10 protein-coding genes are annotated in these 16,268 nt (G+C 61.6%); 4 read left to right on the plus strand and 6 right to left on the minus strand.

Going from position 1 to position 16,268, the window contains the following annotated elements; genetic code table 11:
• Nucleotides 1-40: 40 nt before the first annotated feature.
• Nucleotides 41-1,033 (minus strand): cellulose biosynthesis protein BcsN, encoded by a 993-nt coding sequence (bcsN, locus tag AC1DOG_RS05925; RefSeq protein WP_112943265.1) that lies wholly within the window; start codon nt 1,031-1,033, stop codon nt 41-43.
• Between the two features lie 786 nt (nt 1,034-1,819).
• Here bcsN and AC1DOG_RS05930 point away from each other — a divergent pair.
• The 4 genes from AC1DOG_RS05930 (at nt 1,820) to AC1DOG_RS05945 (ending at nt 7,228) form a co-directional block, all read left to right on the plus strand.
• A complete protein-coding gene (locus AC1DOG_RS05930) occupies nt 1,820-2,932 on the plus strand; it encodes an efflux RND transporter periplasmic adaptor subunit (RefSeq protein ID WP_477927052.1) in 1,113 nt (370 codons plus the stop codon).
• Nucleotides 2,932-6,084: an efflux RND transporter permease subunit gene (locus tag AC1DOG_RS05935; RefSeq protein ID WP_477927053.1), complete on the plus strand. Its 3,153-nt coding sequence runs from the start codon at nt 2,932-2,934 to the stop codon at nt 6,082-6,084. The genes AC1DOG_RS05930 and AC1DOG_RS05935 overlap by 1 nt, the downstream gene beginning before the upstream one ends.
• Before the next feature lie 179 nt (nt 6,085-6,263).
• Nucleotides 6,264-6,758, plus strand: coding sequence for a histidine kinase (locus tag AC1DOG_RS05940; RefSeq protein WP_112819842.1), 495 nt, complete (start codon nt 6,264-6,266; stop codon nt 6,756-6,758).
• A gap of 50 nt (nt 6,759-6,808) precedes the next feature.
• On the plus strand, nt 6,809-7,228 hold the full coding sequence (locus tag AC1DOG_RS05945; protein WP_289727708.1) for a hypothetical protein: 420 nt from the start codon (nt 6,809-6,811) through the stop codon (nt 7,226-7,228).
• Nucleotides 7,229-7,242: 14 nt separating this feature from the next.
• Here AC1DOG_RS05945 and AC1DOG_RS05950 read toward each other — a convergent pair whose 3' ends face one another.
• The 5 genes from AC1DOG_RS05950 to AC1DOG_RS05970 form a co-directional block, all read right to left on the minus strand.
• Nucleotides 7,243-7,515, minus strand: coding sequence for a DUF982 domain-containing protein (locus tag AC1DOG_RS05950; protein WP_112943261.1), 273 nt, complete (start codon nt 7,513-7,515; stop codon nt 7,243-7,245).
• 311 nt (nt 7,516-7,826) lie between these two features.
• Nucleotides 7,827-8,051, minus strand: a complete 225-nt coding sequence (locus AC1DOG_RS05955; RefSeq protein ID WP_477927054.1) for a hypothetical protein — start codon at nt 8,049-8,051, stop codon at nt 7,827-7,829.
• Between the two features lie 167 nt (nt 8,052-8,218).
• A complete protein-coding gene (locus AC1DOG_RS05960; RefSeq protein ID WP_112819834.1) occupies nt 8,219-8,422 on the minus strand; it encodes a hypothetical protein in 204 nt (67 codons plus the stop codon).
• Between the two features lie 254 nt (nt 8,423-8,676).
• Entirely contained in the window at nt 8,677-10,446 is a 1,770-nt protein-coding gene (locus AC1DOG_RS05965; protein WP_477927055.1) for a sulfite reductase subunit alpha, read from the minus strand.
• Between the two features lie 2 nt (nt 10,447-10,448).
• Nucleotides 10,449-15,959, minus strand: coding sequence for a glutamate synthase-related protein (locus tag AC1DOG_RS05970; protein WP_112943258.1), 5,511 nt, complete (start codon nt 15,957-15,959; stop codon nt 10,449-10,451).
• Nucleotides 15,960-16,268: the final 309 nt, after the last annotated feature.

The following is a 16,268-nucleotide window of genomic DNA, read 5'->3' on the forward strand; positions in this document are numbered from 1 at the left end:
TTGCGCCGGGCACCGTTTCCTGTGCCGGCCTAGCTGATCGTCATCTCTGGCAGGCGGCACTTGCCGCCGTGTTGCCGATGCATTCCGGCGACGGCACGTTCACGCCGGTCGCTGTCATCGTCTGTTGCGAGGCGTGCTGGCGCGCGGACGCATTGGGCAACGTGGGTGCACCCATCGGAGCCTGTGGCACGTTTTCGGAAAGGTCGGGTCCCGGCACGCGCGGGCCGATCGCCGGCGGCAAAGTCAGCGCCGCCGGTGCCGTGGCGGCAGGGCGAACCGCTGCGCGGCGCACCGGCGCTGGGCGCGAGAAGGTCTGCGTCGGCGCCGGTTCGTAGCCGATCGGCATCGGTGTGGAGCGATAACCGCCTTCGTCGGGATAGATCGGGTTTCCCGGCCGCCCGATGGGGGGGTCGCCCCCTTGCGTCATGCCGTAAGGGTTCCAGATTTCGCCGTTGAACGTGCCGATAACGGTATATCCGTACATCACACCCAGCAACTGACGCTCGGTCGCGCGCGCGTCACACAGGCGCAGGCGAACCTGGATCATGCCGAAATTGCGGGCCTGTGTCTGGGCGGAGCGGCTGGACCGGATCTGCTGCCATCCATAGACGCAGGTATCGCCGCTGCGGCTGGTGCCGGAGGCGTAGCCGAAGGGGCCGTAGCTGTTTTGCAGGAAGGTCGCCGAGCGTGCCATCCGCACGCCGGGGATGGAGGCGGCCATCTCGCGTCCAATGGCGCTCTCATTGACCATTTTATAGGATGAGTTGCCGGCACCAGGATTTTCGCCGCGCCCGCCGAGAAACTGCACCTTCAGGAAGTTCTGGCCGGGGACCGAGGACGAGGTGAACAGCGAAATCGACTGATCGACGCCATTGCCGCGCTTCTGCTCCACTACGCTCACGATCGACGGCCCGCCGGGGGGCGGCAGGACAAGCGCCTTCTCGCTCGCAATTGTTTCAGCGGCGCTCGGTTGTCTGATATTTCCAGTCGATGTGCAGCTGGCAGCAAGACCAGCCAACCCAGCAAGGGCCATCAATCTTAGCAAACCCATGTTTCCGATCGCCGCAATCGTATTTCCCCGTATCCGGCGCAATTTTGGCGCCCGGACTTCGAATCAACGACCAGACGGCCGTTAATCATTCTAAACGACGGATATGGTTAACCAATCGTTAATTTGCGCGTCATCGGAGTGATGGCGATGGGGAGTGAACACAAAAAGTTGCTTGCGTCGATACGTCGCCACTCAAGCGGCTATGCTCGGCCTTTGCCTGCGCAGATATGGCGAATTTAGGTTCGGCTAATAACAAAGATAAAAAGATACTTTAGAGTAGGTTTATGATGGCATGGCTTCTATTTGAGTGCCCCGGAAACCACCCGGCGACTCCGCGCTTGCTGCCGGCGGAGAGCCATTCATGAACGTGCTTTATAGCCCTATGCTGATTTGGCCATCTTAACATGTTCGGACCGAGCTGTTAGGTAGACACTAAGACCGAGCTCCGCTCAGGTTGGCTGTTAAATACGGGATATAAAACAAGAAACCGGAAGCAGAGGCAAAATGCCGGCTGTTTCCTGATCGACGTGCGCAGGTTCTTCGAGGCAAGGCGAGCGACAAGCGAAATTCGTTTGGTTGCTTGCGGGTGGAACCTCGCTGGCCAATTTTCAAACCGGAATAAAGCTTGGCGGAGGAGCCAAGGGGAGGAGGGAACCAGGTTGCTCGGTGAATCGAGCCCAAGTAAAGGCGACTATAGTGCAAAATACAAATCAGCGGCGTTTTTCCACCGTTCGCAGCGGCGTGCTTGTGGCGGCTGTATCAATATTCATGTCCTCCGTGGCAATGGCCCAGCAGGCTGCTTCCCCGCCTCCTCCGTCCGTTACGACCGTGAAAGTTGCCGCCAGCTCTGTACCGCTGAGCTACGAATACGCCGCGCGTGTCTCGGCGTTTCGCCAGACGGAGGTCCGCGCCCGCGTGAGCGGCATCCTGTTGAAGCGCAACTTCGTCGAGGGCGCCCAGGTCAAGGCGGGCGATGTACTATTTCTCATCGATCCCGCGCCCTATGAAGCCGCACTGATGCAGGCACAGGCCGGGCTCAAACAGGCGCAGGCGCAGCTCAATCAGGGCATCCGCGAGGAGAAGCGCAACATCAGTCTCTTTGACCAGAATGTCGGCAGCCAAAAGAGCCGCGATGATGCGATTTCGGCGCGCGAGCTCGCCGAGGCGGCCGTCGCCTCCGCTCAGGCCCAGGTCACGACCGCCGGGCTCAATCTCGGCTATACCAAGGTGACTGCTCCGATCAGCGGCATCACGAGCCTTGAGCAGATGTCCGAAGGCAGCCTGATCAGCACTGATTCAAGCTTGCTGACCAACATCACCCAGCTGGACCCTGTCTACGTCAACTTCTCTTTCTCGGATTCCGAGGCGCGCGAAGTCCGCCATCTCATCGATCTGATGAAGAGCAAGGGCCAGGAACAGAAGCTGCGCGTCAAGCTGACATTCGGCGACGGTTCGACCTACGACCACGAAGGCGTTGTCGACTTCACGTCCGCGACCGTTGACGTCAACACGGGCACTATCCAAGCCCGTGCGATCATCGACAATCCGGATCGCCAGCTGATCCCCGGCCAGTTCGTACGCGCCACAGTAAGCGGCGTGACCGCCGATGACGCGATCGTCATCCCCGAGGTGGCGCTGTTGCAGGGGCCGCAGGGTCAATTCGTCTACACCGTCGGCAAGGACGGCAAGGCAAAGATCAATGCGGTTACACTCGGCCAGAAAGTCGGCAGCAACTGGATCGTCAACTCGGGTCTCGAGGCCGGTGACCAGCTGATTACCGAGGGCGTCATCAAGGTGCGGCCGGGTTCGGCCGTCAACGCGACGGCTGAAGCCGCCGCGGCCGACGGTGGCAAGGATACGAAAGAGACGGCGTCAAACTGATGGGTAATAGGTTCTTTATCGACCGTCCGGTCTTCGCGGCGGTCATTTCCATCGTCATTGTTCTGGCGGGTCTTTTGGCCCTGCGGGCCCTGCCGATTGCACAGTATCCCGAGCTTGTACCGCCGCAGGTCGTTGTGACTGCGAGCTATCCCGGCGCCAGCGCCGAGACGGTCGCACAGACCGTTGCGGCGCCGCTCGAGCAACAAATCAACGGCGTCGAAAACATGCTCTACATGCAATCGACGAACTCCAACAGCGGCACCATGCAGATCACGGTGACATTCGCGCTTGGCACCGACCCGGACCAGGCCGCGATCAATGTCAACAATCGTGTCCAGCGTGCGACCTCGACCTTGCCGCAGGAAGTCACCCGTCAGGGTGTCGTTGTCGCTAAGCGCTCGAATTCCATTCTTGCCTTCGTGGCGATGTTCTCCAACAACGCGCAATATGACCGCGCCTATGTCGGCAACTACGCGCTCTTGAACGTCATCGACGACCTGAAGCGTCTTCCCGGCATTGGCGACGTCAACGTTCTGGGTGATATCGACTATTCGATGCGCGTCTGGCTGCGGCCGGACAAGATGGCGCAGTACGGCCTAACGCCGAGCGACGTGTCGACAGCCATCCAGGAACAGAACTCGCAGTTCGCCGCCGGTCGTTTTGGAGATCAACCGAGCGCAACCGGCCAGCCCTTTACCTACAGCGTCTCGACACAAGGCCGCTTGACGGATCCGGAAGCCTTCGGAAACATCATCCTGCGCTCGACCAGCAACGCGGCGACGCTCAGGTTGAAGGATGTAGCGCGCATCGAACTTGGCACCAAAAGCTACGCGGTGCAGAGCAGCCTCAACGGTACGCCGGCAGTTCCGATCGCGATCTACTTGCAGCCGGGCGCCAACGCGCTAAACACGATGCACGAGCTCTCAACGCGCCTGGCGGAACTGAAGAAGTCCTTCCCCGATGGGATTGACTATCGCATCCCCTACGATACGACGAAGTTCATTCAGGTCTCGATCGAGGAAGTCATCCACACCTTCTTCGAAGCGATCGCGCTTGTCGTCATCGTGGTGTACCTGTTCCTGCAGAACTGGCGAGCGACGCTCATCCCGGTGATCGCAGTTCCGATCTCGATCATTGGTACCTTCGCGGGCATGTACCTGCTTGGGTTCTCGATCAACCTCTTGACACTCTTCGGCCTGGTGCTGGCGATCGGTATCGTCGTGGATGACGCGATCGTGGTTCTTGAGAATGTTGAACGCTTGATGACGGTGGACAAGTTGTCCCCCAAAGACGCGGCGATCAAGGCAATGGGCGAAGTGACCGGACCGGTCGTTGCCATCGTGCTCGTGCTCTGCTCGGTCTTTATCCCCGTCTCCTTCATGGGCGGGCTTGCGGGCCAGATGTACAAGCAGTTCGCCGTCACGATCGCGATCTCCGTGATCCTATCGGGCATCGTCGCTCTGACGCTGACGCCCGCTCTCTGTGGCCTGATCCTGAAGCCAGGTCATCACGAACCGGCGCTGCCGTTTCGCGTCTTCAATCGCGCCTTTGAGCGCTTGACGTCGGGCTACACGGCGGGAGTTCGCTTCTTTGTCAAGCGTTTTGCCATCGGACTTGTGCTGGTTGGCGCCTTGCTCGGTGCGACAGGCTATCTCTTCTACTCCATTCCGGGATCGCTCGTTCCCGACGAAGACCAGGGCTGGGTACTGCAGATCGCAATCTTGCCACCGGCCGCAGCGCTTCCGCGCACCGAAGCTGTCATGAACCAAGTGGTCGAAAACACCTCCAGGCTCGAGGGCGTTCATGACGTCTTTGCGGTTTCCGGCTTCGATATCCTCGCCGGCGGCATCAAGAGCAGTGCCGGTGTCTCCTTCATCATTCTCGATGACTGGAAGGAGCGCACGACGGCGGCCCTGGACGCCCGAAACATGGCCGGGCCGATCATCGGTGCCAATAGCGGCATCAAGGACGGGATGGTTCTCGCCTTCAATCCACCGCCGATCCAGGGCTTGAGCACCACGGGTGGCTTCGAAGCCTATGTTCAGGACCGTGGCGGCAACGGTATCGCGAACCTTGCCGAACAGGCCAATGCTCTCGTGGCTGCGGCTTCCAAGCGCCCCGAGCTGACTGCCGTGCGCACCACTTTCGATGCTAGCGTTCCGCAATACCACGCGGATCTCGATCGCGAGAAGGCAAAGGCGCTCGACGTGCCGATCAACACGGTCTTCGATGCCATGCAGGCGACGTTCGGTAGCCTCTATGTCAACGACTTCACACTCTACGGCCGCAACTATCAGGTCAATCTGCAGTCGGAATCGGCTTTCCGCCAATCGCCTGACGATCTCCGCCAAGTGTTCGTCCGCTCGACCAATGGCAACATGATCCCGCTGGATGCGCTGGTGAAGGTTACCCGCATTATCGGTCCGGACCAGGTCGAACGCTTCAACGCGTTCAACTCGGCCAAAGTCACCGGTAACCCGGCTCCCGGCTATACGTCGGGTGACGCCATCCGCGCATTGCAGGAGGTTGCCAACGAGACCTTGCCCGCGAGCTACCAGATCGCCTGGACAGGCTCGGCCTACCAGGAACTGGCAACGGGGGGCGCTGGAACGCAAGCTATGCTCTTCGGCATTATCATGGTGTTCCTGATCCTTGCCGCGCAGTACGAGAAGTGGACGCTGCCGTTGGCAGTTATAACCGCCATCCCGTTCGCGCTCTTTGGTGCGTTGCTAGCAACGATGCTGCGCGGGCTGACAAACGACGTCTACTTCCAGATCGGTATGGTCACGCTGATCGGTCTGGCCGCCAAGAACGCCATCCTCATCGTCGAGTTTGCCGTTTTGAAGCGCCAGGAGGGACTGACGGCCGGCGAGGCTGCGATCGAAGCCGCCCGCCTGCGTTTCCGCCCGATCGTCATGACGTCGCTGGCATTCATCCTGGGTGTCGTGCCGCTGGCCGTCAGCACGGGTGCGGGCTCGGCCAGCCGTCACGCCATCGGTACGGGCGTTATCGGAGGCATGCTCGCGGCAACGTTCATCGCGACCTTCTTCATTCCGATGTTCTACCGCCTGATCGCCTGGAAGGCGCCGAAGCCTGCGGATAGCCTGCAAGCGGCTCACGGCAACAGCGCGTCGATCGTTCCCGGCGAGTAAAGTCGGTCTTTCGAACAACGGGTCGGCGCGGACATGATGTCCACGCCGGCCCGAACTGTTTCTGGGCCTAAACCATTTCTGGGGTGGAGCGGACTCGCTGCGACTGCGTGCGGATCTTCTTAACGTCGCAACGCTAATATGCACCCGCACACATGTTCTCTAACCCCCAGGGACCTTACATGAAGACGATTATCGTCGGGGCGCTTCTTGCCGCCCTCATACCCGGCATCAGTCAGGCCAAGACGCTTGCATTCCCGAGCGACGCGCCCATCGCGCAAATCGCCATTCCCGACAGCTGGGAACCCGAGGAAACCGAAACCGGCATCCAGGCGACGTCCGATGACTCGGCCATCTATCTCTCGATCGACGTCGCTGACGAGAAGAGCACGGACAAGGTCATCGACGACGCCATCGCCTTTCTTGAAAAGAACGGCGTGAAGGTTGACGGCTCGACACAGAAGAAGTCCGACGAGCCGATCAACGGCATGGACATGACCAACTTCGACTGGACCGGCACCGACAATGACGGCGCCGTCAATATCGGCCTCTCGCTGCTCTCACCGAAACCAGGCAAGCTGCTCGTCATCACCTATTGGGGATCGCAGGGGACACAGGAGGCACATGGGCCTGAACTCCAGGCGATCATCAGCTCCCTGAAACCAGCAGCCGAGTAATATCGCGCGGGCACGGCTCTACCGTGCCTGCCTTTGCTCCCGAGGTCACCGTGCGCTTCTTCAAATCCTGTCTTATTTTTTCCATGCTGTCGGCCGCGAGCCCGTCATGGGCCGACGCGTACAAGGCCGTCAGCAACACGGCCATGTCGGTCACCGGCGACATCTCGATGGACGACTTCAGCATCACCTTTGAAACGGGTGACGAGCTGTCGTTCTCCAATCTGGTCGCCGATCACTTCATCGTCGATGGCGAGCGTGTACCGGCTTCGGTCTATCGAGTGGCCGATCCTTCCGACCCCGAGTTACTGAACGGTAATCGTCTCTGTGGATCCGGGCCGGTCACCTATGTCGTGGATTGGTCCGCCGGAGATGGCTTGGCCGCTATCGCGGTGTTTACCGGTCATCATGCGCCGAAAAGCTCCGACGAAATGTGCGCGTCCTACACGTTCGAGGAAGGCGTCGAGGAGTGAGCGCGCTGAAGCGGTTATAGCGGGACCGGTGCGGCGGGTACCACGTCATAAGGCACCTTGGCCTCATCGGCCGCGGCGATAAAGGCGAGGCGCGCATCTTCCGGCGATGCCTTGCCGATCGCGACGCCGTCGCACACTTCCAGGGCGGAAAAGTAGGCCTTGCCCTCTGCGACCGGCCAGGCGGTAAAAAGCATTTTGAGCGCCTCACGAGTACTGGTGACCGTGTAAACGGCGCCGGTACGACGGCAGGCGACCAAAACAGGGATCGTCCATGGTCTCGTGTCCAACGCTTTCTACCCCTCGAAGCGCATTTTATTGGCGACAGCCCGTGTGGGGCTGCCAGCGCGCTCTTAATATATAGCATGTTCTTAATGCATCAAGCGTGGGTGCACGTGGTGCAGTTGACTGCGGACGTGAAAAACCCGGTGCGAGGGGCTGCACCGGGCTTTTTGGTTGGACTGCATTGGGCTTGCTGATCCAGCAACGCGGATTTCAATACGTTGCGCAGATAAAACCCCCCAGCTGCAGAAAAGTTCCCAAAGAATATCGAGTGCTCATTCTTGCACATTTTCAGGTCAGCAGAACAACTGCGGGCCTGCTATTCCTCGGCAACGCCGTTCATCAGCCCATCGAAAACTTCCAGCATAGCGTCGGCAATCGCTTGGCCGAGCGCGTTGCCAGCCTGGCCGATCTCCGTGTCACCCATGTCTCGCGCCGCAAGCGCGAGCGCCGTTCCCTGTTCGCTGACAATCAGCTTGGCGTGCTCGATCGCCCAAAGCGAGAAGTCGTTGCGGTTGTCGATCGTTACGGTTTCCGGTTCCATGGCCAATTCCTCTCGTTGGTTTGCGCGCTTATTAGCCTCTTTGCCGGGGATTTCGAAGCACAATCCTCAATACGGGCGACAGCGCGCTCATGTCACGAGTAGGTAGCGGGGCATTCGCTTGCCACATCCACGGCAGGCGAGTGTACCACATGATAACAGTCGAGCCGTCAGTTGGGATCGAGGTTCTTCATGCTGCGGCGCTTGTGTCGCAGTTCAACGATCTGGCGCATCTGTGCCAGCCTAAGTTCCAGCGCTGTCCTGTCCATCGAAGGGGGCAGCTTGCTGAGTTCATCCGCAAGGATATCAATCTCCTTGAGGAGGAACGGTAAATCGAAACCTTCATGTTCCATGTTTTCCGCCATGCCATTCATGCAAGCGATTCTTGCCTGCATCGATTTACATGCTTCGCTGTCACGGCTAGGCGAGTCTCGTTCAACGTTCTTAATATCCAATAAACTATAGCCAGTAGCGTGCCGAAATGACACCGCGCCGTGCCAAGAGAGCACGAACGCTCACGTTTTCCTACCCGGCACTTGGTCCGTGTTGATTAACGCGTTCGAGCGGCCGATGTTTTCGACCGCTCTATGGCATGTTCGGATTGTGACGGGCCCAGTCGGTCCCGGCCCTAGTAGACGTCGCGAACGTATCGCTTCTGTCGCTTCAATTCGTTGACGTAGGTCGTCGCGGCATCAGCGGAATGGCCGCCGTGGACGGCAATGATGTCGTGCAGGGCGTGATCCACGTCGCGCGCCATTCTGGTTGCATCGCCGCAAACATAGAAGTGCCCGCCCTCTTCCAGCCACGCGTAGAGCGCCTTGCCGTTCTCGCGCATGCGGGTCTGCACGTAGATCTTTTCCTGCTGGTCGCGGGAAAAGGCCAGATCGAGCCGCGTCAGCAGCCCGGCGCTGCTCATCGCAGCAAGCTCCTCTTCGTAGATGAAATCGTCCGCCCGGTGTTGGTCGCCGAAGAATAGCCAGTTCCGACCCGTCGCGCCGCACGCCAGCCGCTCCTGCAGGAAGGCCCGGAACGGCGCGATGCCAGTGCCGGGGCCGACCATGATAACAGGGGTAGAATCATCCGAGGGAACGCGGAATGCCTTGTTCTGCGACACGAAGATGCCGGCCAGATCGCCTTCTGTTCGATCCGCCAGATAGGTCGAGCAGACCCCGCCATGCTCGCGGCCGTTGGTGGTGTAGCGCACGCTGGCAACGGTCAGGTGCACGCGCCCCTCGGCAGCAAGCGGGCTCGAGGAGATCGAGTAGGCGCGGTGCTGCAGCGGCTTCAGCAGACCGACGAAATCGGCGGCGCTCATCGCGTTCTCGGGGAGCAATTGCAGGAGGTCGAGACTGTCCTTGCCCCACAGCCAGTTCTCCAGCGCTTGCCTGTCCCCATGGCGCAGAATATGGCTGAGCTCTTCGTGGCTGGCGCGCCTTTCGATCTCCGCGATCAGCTCGCGCGAAGGCGTGGAAATCTCGAAGCTGGTCGTCAACTCTCGGCCCAGGGGCTGGGCGAGGCCGGAAACGGCCGCTTCCGCGTCGGCACCCAAGCGCTCCAGAATGGCCGAAACAAGGGCCGGATTGTTTACTGGCATGACGCCCAGCGCATCGCCAGCTTCGTAAACCAATCCGCTATCGCCAAGATCGAACTCGAAATGCCGGATCTCCTTTGCGGATCGGGCGCCCGAAAGCAACCGGTTGACGGCAAGGGTCGCGGGATAGGGCGACTTCCTGTTCCATTGCGACTTCTCGCGGACAGGCAGGGCCGTCGCTTCGGCCAGTTCCGCCGGCTCTGCGGCTCCGCCGTCGATCGCTGCTGCGACCGGCAGGGTCTCGCCGACCCAGGCCGATGCGGCATCCTCGTAATCCACGTCGCAATCCAGGCGGTCCGCCATCCGGCGGGCGCCGAGCTGCTCCAGCCGGGTGTCGATCAGCTTTCCCGCCTGGCAGAAGCCATCATAGCCGGTGTCGCCGAGCGCCAGCACGCCGAAGTTCATGGCTTCAAGCCTGGGAGCGCTGTCGGCCGAAAGCGCCTCCCAGAAGAGTTGGGCATTATCAGGCATCTCGCCTTCGCCATAGGTGGATACAACCACAATAACCCGCTTCATCGTTGCGAAGCGAGCCATGTCGATATCGTCGAGCGCCTCGACCACCGGCTGCATCCCGGCGGCCCGGGCAGCCGCGGCGGTATCCATGGCCACACCCTCGGCATTTCCGGTCTGCGTGCCATAGAGGATATGCAGTGGGCTTGATGCCTGCTGCTGCGGCGCTGTCGCTACGGCGTTGCTGCCGTCACCATCCATTGCCAGGCGAGAGTGGAGGCCAGCCAGGAAGCCGGAAAGCCAGGCGCGCTGGTCGCCATTGAAGGGGGCGTCTGCGGGGATATAGGGCACTTTCATCGTCACACTCGGCTGGTTCTGGCAGATGTCGTCAGGTCGGAGACGGCGCGCTTGGCGAACAGCTCCTCGAAGCTCGGCAGGCGCCCGATCCTTCCGATGTTGCGGGCATGCTGGTGGATGATCCAGCCGTAGGTGCCGGGGCTATCCATCGACAGGATGTTGCGGCGCGCCAGCGCCTCCTTGTAGTCGGCGAGCCGCTTGGCGGCGATCATCACCGCCAGCTGCTCGTCGCTGTGGCTATCGATCGCGTCGCGTGCGTGCCGCATCAGCTTGCTCATCAGCGCGAAATCCTCCGTCAGGATGAGGTTTCGCACAGCCTTTTCCACGGCCGGCTCGGATGGTCCGAGTGCGTTGGGCACACGCGCCATCGCCAGCCCCTGTGCCATGGAAAGCACGGTGTAATTGTTGAGAAGCGCGAACATTTCGTCGGTGTCAGTCTCCCCGTAGCCGGGCACCCGGCCGTTGAGCACCGGCTTGCGGTCGCGGTAGGCCAGCTTGAACTTGCGGACCTGATGGGCAGCCAGCGCCGAGGCCAGTTCCTCGGTCAGCTCCTTGCGTGCCTTTGCCTTCAGGATCGCGTCGCTATCCTGGTACAACAGCAGCGCCCGCGGCATGCCATAGACGAAATTGTGGTGTTCGCTCTCCCAGTTCTCCAAGAGCCAGCGCGCCTTGGACGAGCCGGTCGCAGTCAGGTGCCAGGTGAGCAGCATGTGCACGGCTTGGCTATGGATTGCCGCTTCATCGCCTTTGTCGGAGATCGAGCCGAGCAGGATCGAGTCGTGACTGACCTTCTTCGGCAGATCGCCATAGGGGTCGTACTGATAGACGAAGCCGCCGCTCATGCCATTGCCGAAGCCCTTGCCGAAGCTTCCGAGGTTGAGAACCGCGCCATTCGTCATGTATTCGCAGCAGAAGTCGCCGACGCCCTCGACAACTGATGTCGCGCCGGAATTGCGGACGGCATAACGGTCCCCGGCCTGGCCTTCCACGAAGGTGCGGCCGCCGGTGGCGCCGAAGAGCGCGAAGTTGCCGATCAACACGTTGCCGCCCGCCTCGTCGGAGCCGCCGCCCGGCGACTTGACGACGATGGTGCCACCGCAGGCACTCTTGCCAACGCCGTCATTGCAGGTGCCGGTATGGGTGAGCACCATGCCGTCATTGCAGAACGCGCCGTAGGATTGTCCGGCTGAACCCGAGGTCGCGATATTGACCGATCCGGGCTCGAGGAAGCGGCGGCCGCGCTCGTCCCGGCGAACGGCCGGCAGGGTGGCTGCCGTGGCGGCATCGATCTCGTAGTTCAGCATCCGCTCGATATCGACCGCCAGCTGCCCGCCGACGCTTTTGTTGCAGTTGTTGAGGAAGCGGTTGCCGCCGAGTTCGACGGTCGCCTTGCCGTTTTCGATAAACGCCGACTGCACGAGCTCGAGGAAGCCATCATCGACGGCGTAGTCCTTCTCCATATAGACGGGGTCGGTAATCTTCACCTCCTCGACCACGCAAAGCATCGCGCGGAGGTCAAGCTGCCCGACGCTCGAGGGGTGATCGAGGAGATGAAGGAGGTCGGAACGCCCGCGCGCCTGGCGCAGCGACGGCAGGCCGAGCGATGCCAGGAGCTCGCGGGTCTCGTGGGCGATGTTGAGCAGATACTGCGCAAGCGCCCTCGGATCGCCGTTGAAGACCTCCTGGTTGGTGGTCAGCCCGGCCGGGCACTTGATGTTGCAGTTCTTCGCCATGACGCACTTCAGCATCATCAGCGCGGTGGTGCCGAACTCGAAGCTGTCGCCTCCAAGCAAAGCAGACTTGATGACGTCGCTGGCCGTCTGGTGCGCGCCCGAGCAACGCAGCGTGACCTTTTCGCGCAAGCCATTGGCGCAAAGCGCCTGGTGAACCTCGGCGATGCCGATCTCGGCGGCGCGTCCGGTGTATTTCAGGCTGGTGACGGCAGCGGCACCCGTGCCGCCGGTATTGCCGGCGACATTGATGACGTCGGCGCCTGCCTTGGCGACGCCGACGGCGATCGTGCCGATCCCTTCCGACGAGACGAGCTTGACGACAACACGCACGCGCGCCGCCTTCGCATCATGGATGAGTTGCGCCAGATCCTCGATCGAATAGGTGTCGTGATGAGGGGGAGGCGAGACGAGCTCGACGCCGGGCGTGCCGCCACGGGCGGCCGCGATCTCAACGGTCACCTTGGGCGAGGGCAGCTGGCCGCCTTCGCCGGGCTTGGCCCCCTGGCCGATCTTGATCTCGATCTCCTCCAGCATCGGATCGGCGAGATAACCCGCCCATATGCCGAAGCGCCCTGAGGCGAACTGCTTGATCTTGGACGCGCGGATCGTGCCGTAGCGCGACAGATGCTCACCGCCTTCGCCGGAGTTTGACATGCCGCCGGCCATGTTGGTGCCGTGGGCGACCGCTTCATGGGCAGCAGCGACAAGCGCGCCGTGGCTCATGGCGCCGGAGGCGAGCAGCGGCGTGATCTCGCTTGCGTTTTGAACCTCGGAAAGTGGGATGCTCGCGGGCGCGGTGCGCAGCAGCGAGAGATAGTCGCGGGCCTCGCCCTTCGCCTGCACGGCAAGAGCGCCTGCTTCCAGCCAGTGGCCGACGATGTCGCTTTCGAAGCGCTTCACCAGCGATTGTGCAAGCGCAGAAAGCAGCGTCAGCTGGCCGCCATTGGAGGCCGTCAACCGCAGCCGGAACTCGTCGTTACCGGTCCTTTCGCAGGCAAGGCCGCGCACCATGAAGGCGTTGTTCCCAATGCGGGAAAATCGGCCCATCTCGCGCCTGAAATCCTCGGCATTGCTGCAAAAGCTGACATCGGCGGGCAGATCCAGCACATCTCGCAATGCCGCTGGGCGCCTCATGCGCTCTTCCATCATCATGCGGGCGAAGGCGCGGTAGCCGGGCGTGATCTCGAAGCGGTCGATCGCCTCGGGTGTCAGCTTTTCGAAGCTGGTGCTGTAATAGGCGGCATCGTTGAGGCCGAAGGCATCTTCCAGCCGGTTGAGCGGCAGGAGCCGAAAGAATTCGGACTGGTCGGTGTCGCTGGCCATCCGCTCGAAATCAATCTTCTCCTCGGTCATGTCGACGAACCCACGCACCGCGGTCGTGCCGTAGGAGTGACCGGCGCCCTCGGCGCGCTCCTTGAAGAGACCGAGCAGCGGGATAGCGTTTTCACCGGTGACTGTGAGCGCCCGCATGTGCCAGTCGCACACCGCCTGAGCGATGACGGTGAAGTTCACGCCACCAACAGGGGTCTTCACATTCGGGAAATAGCGGCGCAGCACGGGATCGTTGGTGTCGAGGAAGTTGGGCTCGAAGAATTCACCGGCGATGTAGCTTTCGGCCGTGCAAAGACCAACCTTGCCCATCGTCTTCATCAGCGACTTTTCCGCCGCCTTGGCGAAGCGCTTGAACGCTTTGTCGGCGTCGGCGCCGAACTTCTCCTCGGCCCGGAACTGAACGCCGAGCGGATAAACGGCGGACGCACCGAAGCCAAGCGCAGCGGCAATATGATGAGACGAGGAGATCTGGCCGCTCTCTGCGATGATAGAGACCCGTAGGCGAAGGCCGGTCTCGATCAGGCGCTGGTTAAGCGCGGAGATGACGATGATCATCGGCAGGGCCGCGCGGTCGCGCGCCACATGGCGATCGGTGACGACGGCGATGCCGCCCTCTTCGGCCGCGAAGGCCTCCACCGCGTCGCACAACCTGGAGATCGCGTCCTCCAGCGCCTGCTCGTTGGCCTTGGCATCGCCGGCAACGGGCGTGTATAGCATCTCGAAGCGACGCAGCGGCGTCTCGCTCTGCTCGCGGATCTTCAGCATGTCGAGATGGGTGAGGATCGGCGAGCGCACGACGATCTGTCGGGCGGCCTTGGCGCCGGTGTTCGGCTTGGCGCCGAGCGCGACGCGCAATGTCATGCCGTCGGCTTCGCGAATGCTGTCGAGCGGCGGGTTTGTCACCTGGGCGAAACGCTGCGAGAAATACTTGGCAACGCCGCCTTCCTGGTCTGAAAGGGCGTTGATCGCATTGCCGTAGCCCATTGCCGAGATCTTCTCGGCGCCCGTCGCCAGCATCGGATCCATCAGGAACTTGAAGCTTTCCTGATTGTGCGAATAGGCGACGTAGCGCTGATGACGCTCAAGATCGCCATTATAGCGGAGCGGGGATCCCTGCTGGTCGGCCGGTATTTCGGTCAGGTCCTCAAGGCGGATGCGGGCCTCGGTGAGAAGCGTTTTGTAGTCGCGCTGTGCGGCGAGCATATCGAGCGCTTCTGATGTCGAGAAGGATCGGCCGGCCGCGTGGTCGAAGTAGAGCATGCCGCCGGCCTCGATCCGGCCGCGCCGGAGGACGGTCTCAGGCGGAAAGGCGATCTGGCCTGCTTCAGACATCACGCAGAGATAGTCGGAGGTCTCGACGGTGCGCAGCGGCCGCAGGCCGAGACGGTCAAGCCTGGCGCCGACGATCGTGCCGTTGCCGAAGATCAGCGCGGCCGGGCCGTCGTTCTTCTCCTCGTATAGCGAGAAATACTCGAACATTGCCCTGACGTCCTTAGACAGCGTCTCGTCGTTCTCCCAGGCCGGCGGCATCATCGAGACGACGGCGGTGACGAGATCGAGGCCATCTTCCATGACGCGGCTCTGCAGGGTCTGGTCGAGACGGCAGCTGTCGGACTGGCCTTTCGGGCGGATGATCGCGGAATTGCGGGCAAGCGCGATCGCGGCCTCGGAGAGGCGATTCTTCTTGTCGGTGTTCAGTTCGCCATTATGCGCCATCAGCCGGAAGGGCTGGGCCATGGAGGGGTGCGGGTCGGTGTTGGTGGAAAAGCGCGTGTGGAAATACATGGTATGGATTTGGTGTGCGGGATCCACGAGGTCGCGGAAGTAGGGCAGAACTTCGTTCGAGTTCAACCGGCCCTTGAAGACCTGGGTGCGGGCGCTGAGCGACAGCGGATAGAAGCCGGCCAAGGCTGGATCGGTATAGGCAATGGCTTCGATGGCAAGCAGTGCCTTGTGGATGCGCCAGTCGAATTCGGCCGGCGTCTTCGCGGTCTTAGGAGCTGCGAACACCCATTGGCGGATCGGCAGCTGGTAGCGCATGGCGATCGGGCGGATCGCGTCATTGTCGACAGGCACGTCTCGCACGAGAAGCACGGGCAAGCCCTCATCGGCGAGCGCCGCCTCGATGATATCGGCCGCGCGCTGGTGCTCACCTGGGTTGTTCGGCAGGAAGAAATTGCCGACGCCGAAGCGACCGGTCGCGAGATCAGGCTTGCCGGTGAGGCCGCGGAAGAAGGAGAGGGAGAGATCGACCGAGATGCCGGCGCCATCGCCGACGCCCTCCGCCGACATGCCGCCGCGATGAGGGACGGCACAGAGCGCCTCGTGCCCCCTCTTCAGCACGTCGTGGGTCTGAACGCCGTCCTTGCGGGTAATGAAGCCGACACCACAGCTGCTCTTGTCTTCGCTGATGTCGTAAAGGCCCGTGACCCTGTCTTGTGCGCTCATCTGCCCGTCTCCCTTGGTCGCGCCTTGGCGCGTGTCGTTTCAGTCCCGCAGGCGGAGCCGCAGGTGACCTGGCACGCTCCTCCGCTGGCGATTTAAAGGCGTTTTTTATTGGCGGTATGCGTGGACGCACGCGTGGCGGCCGGCTGCGCAATCGCTGCCGTGAGGACCGTCACTTTGCTGTAGGCGCGTGCTGTCATCGTCGAAATGGACCCGCGTAACGGCCGCCGATGGCTGACCTTCGATTACGTCAGCATTGCTTACTTATCTTGATCATTGGAGTCAAGTTTAAGTCGGGAGTGCGAGCACTTT

Source organism: Rhizobium sp. 01N48, from assembly GCF_056399145.1.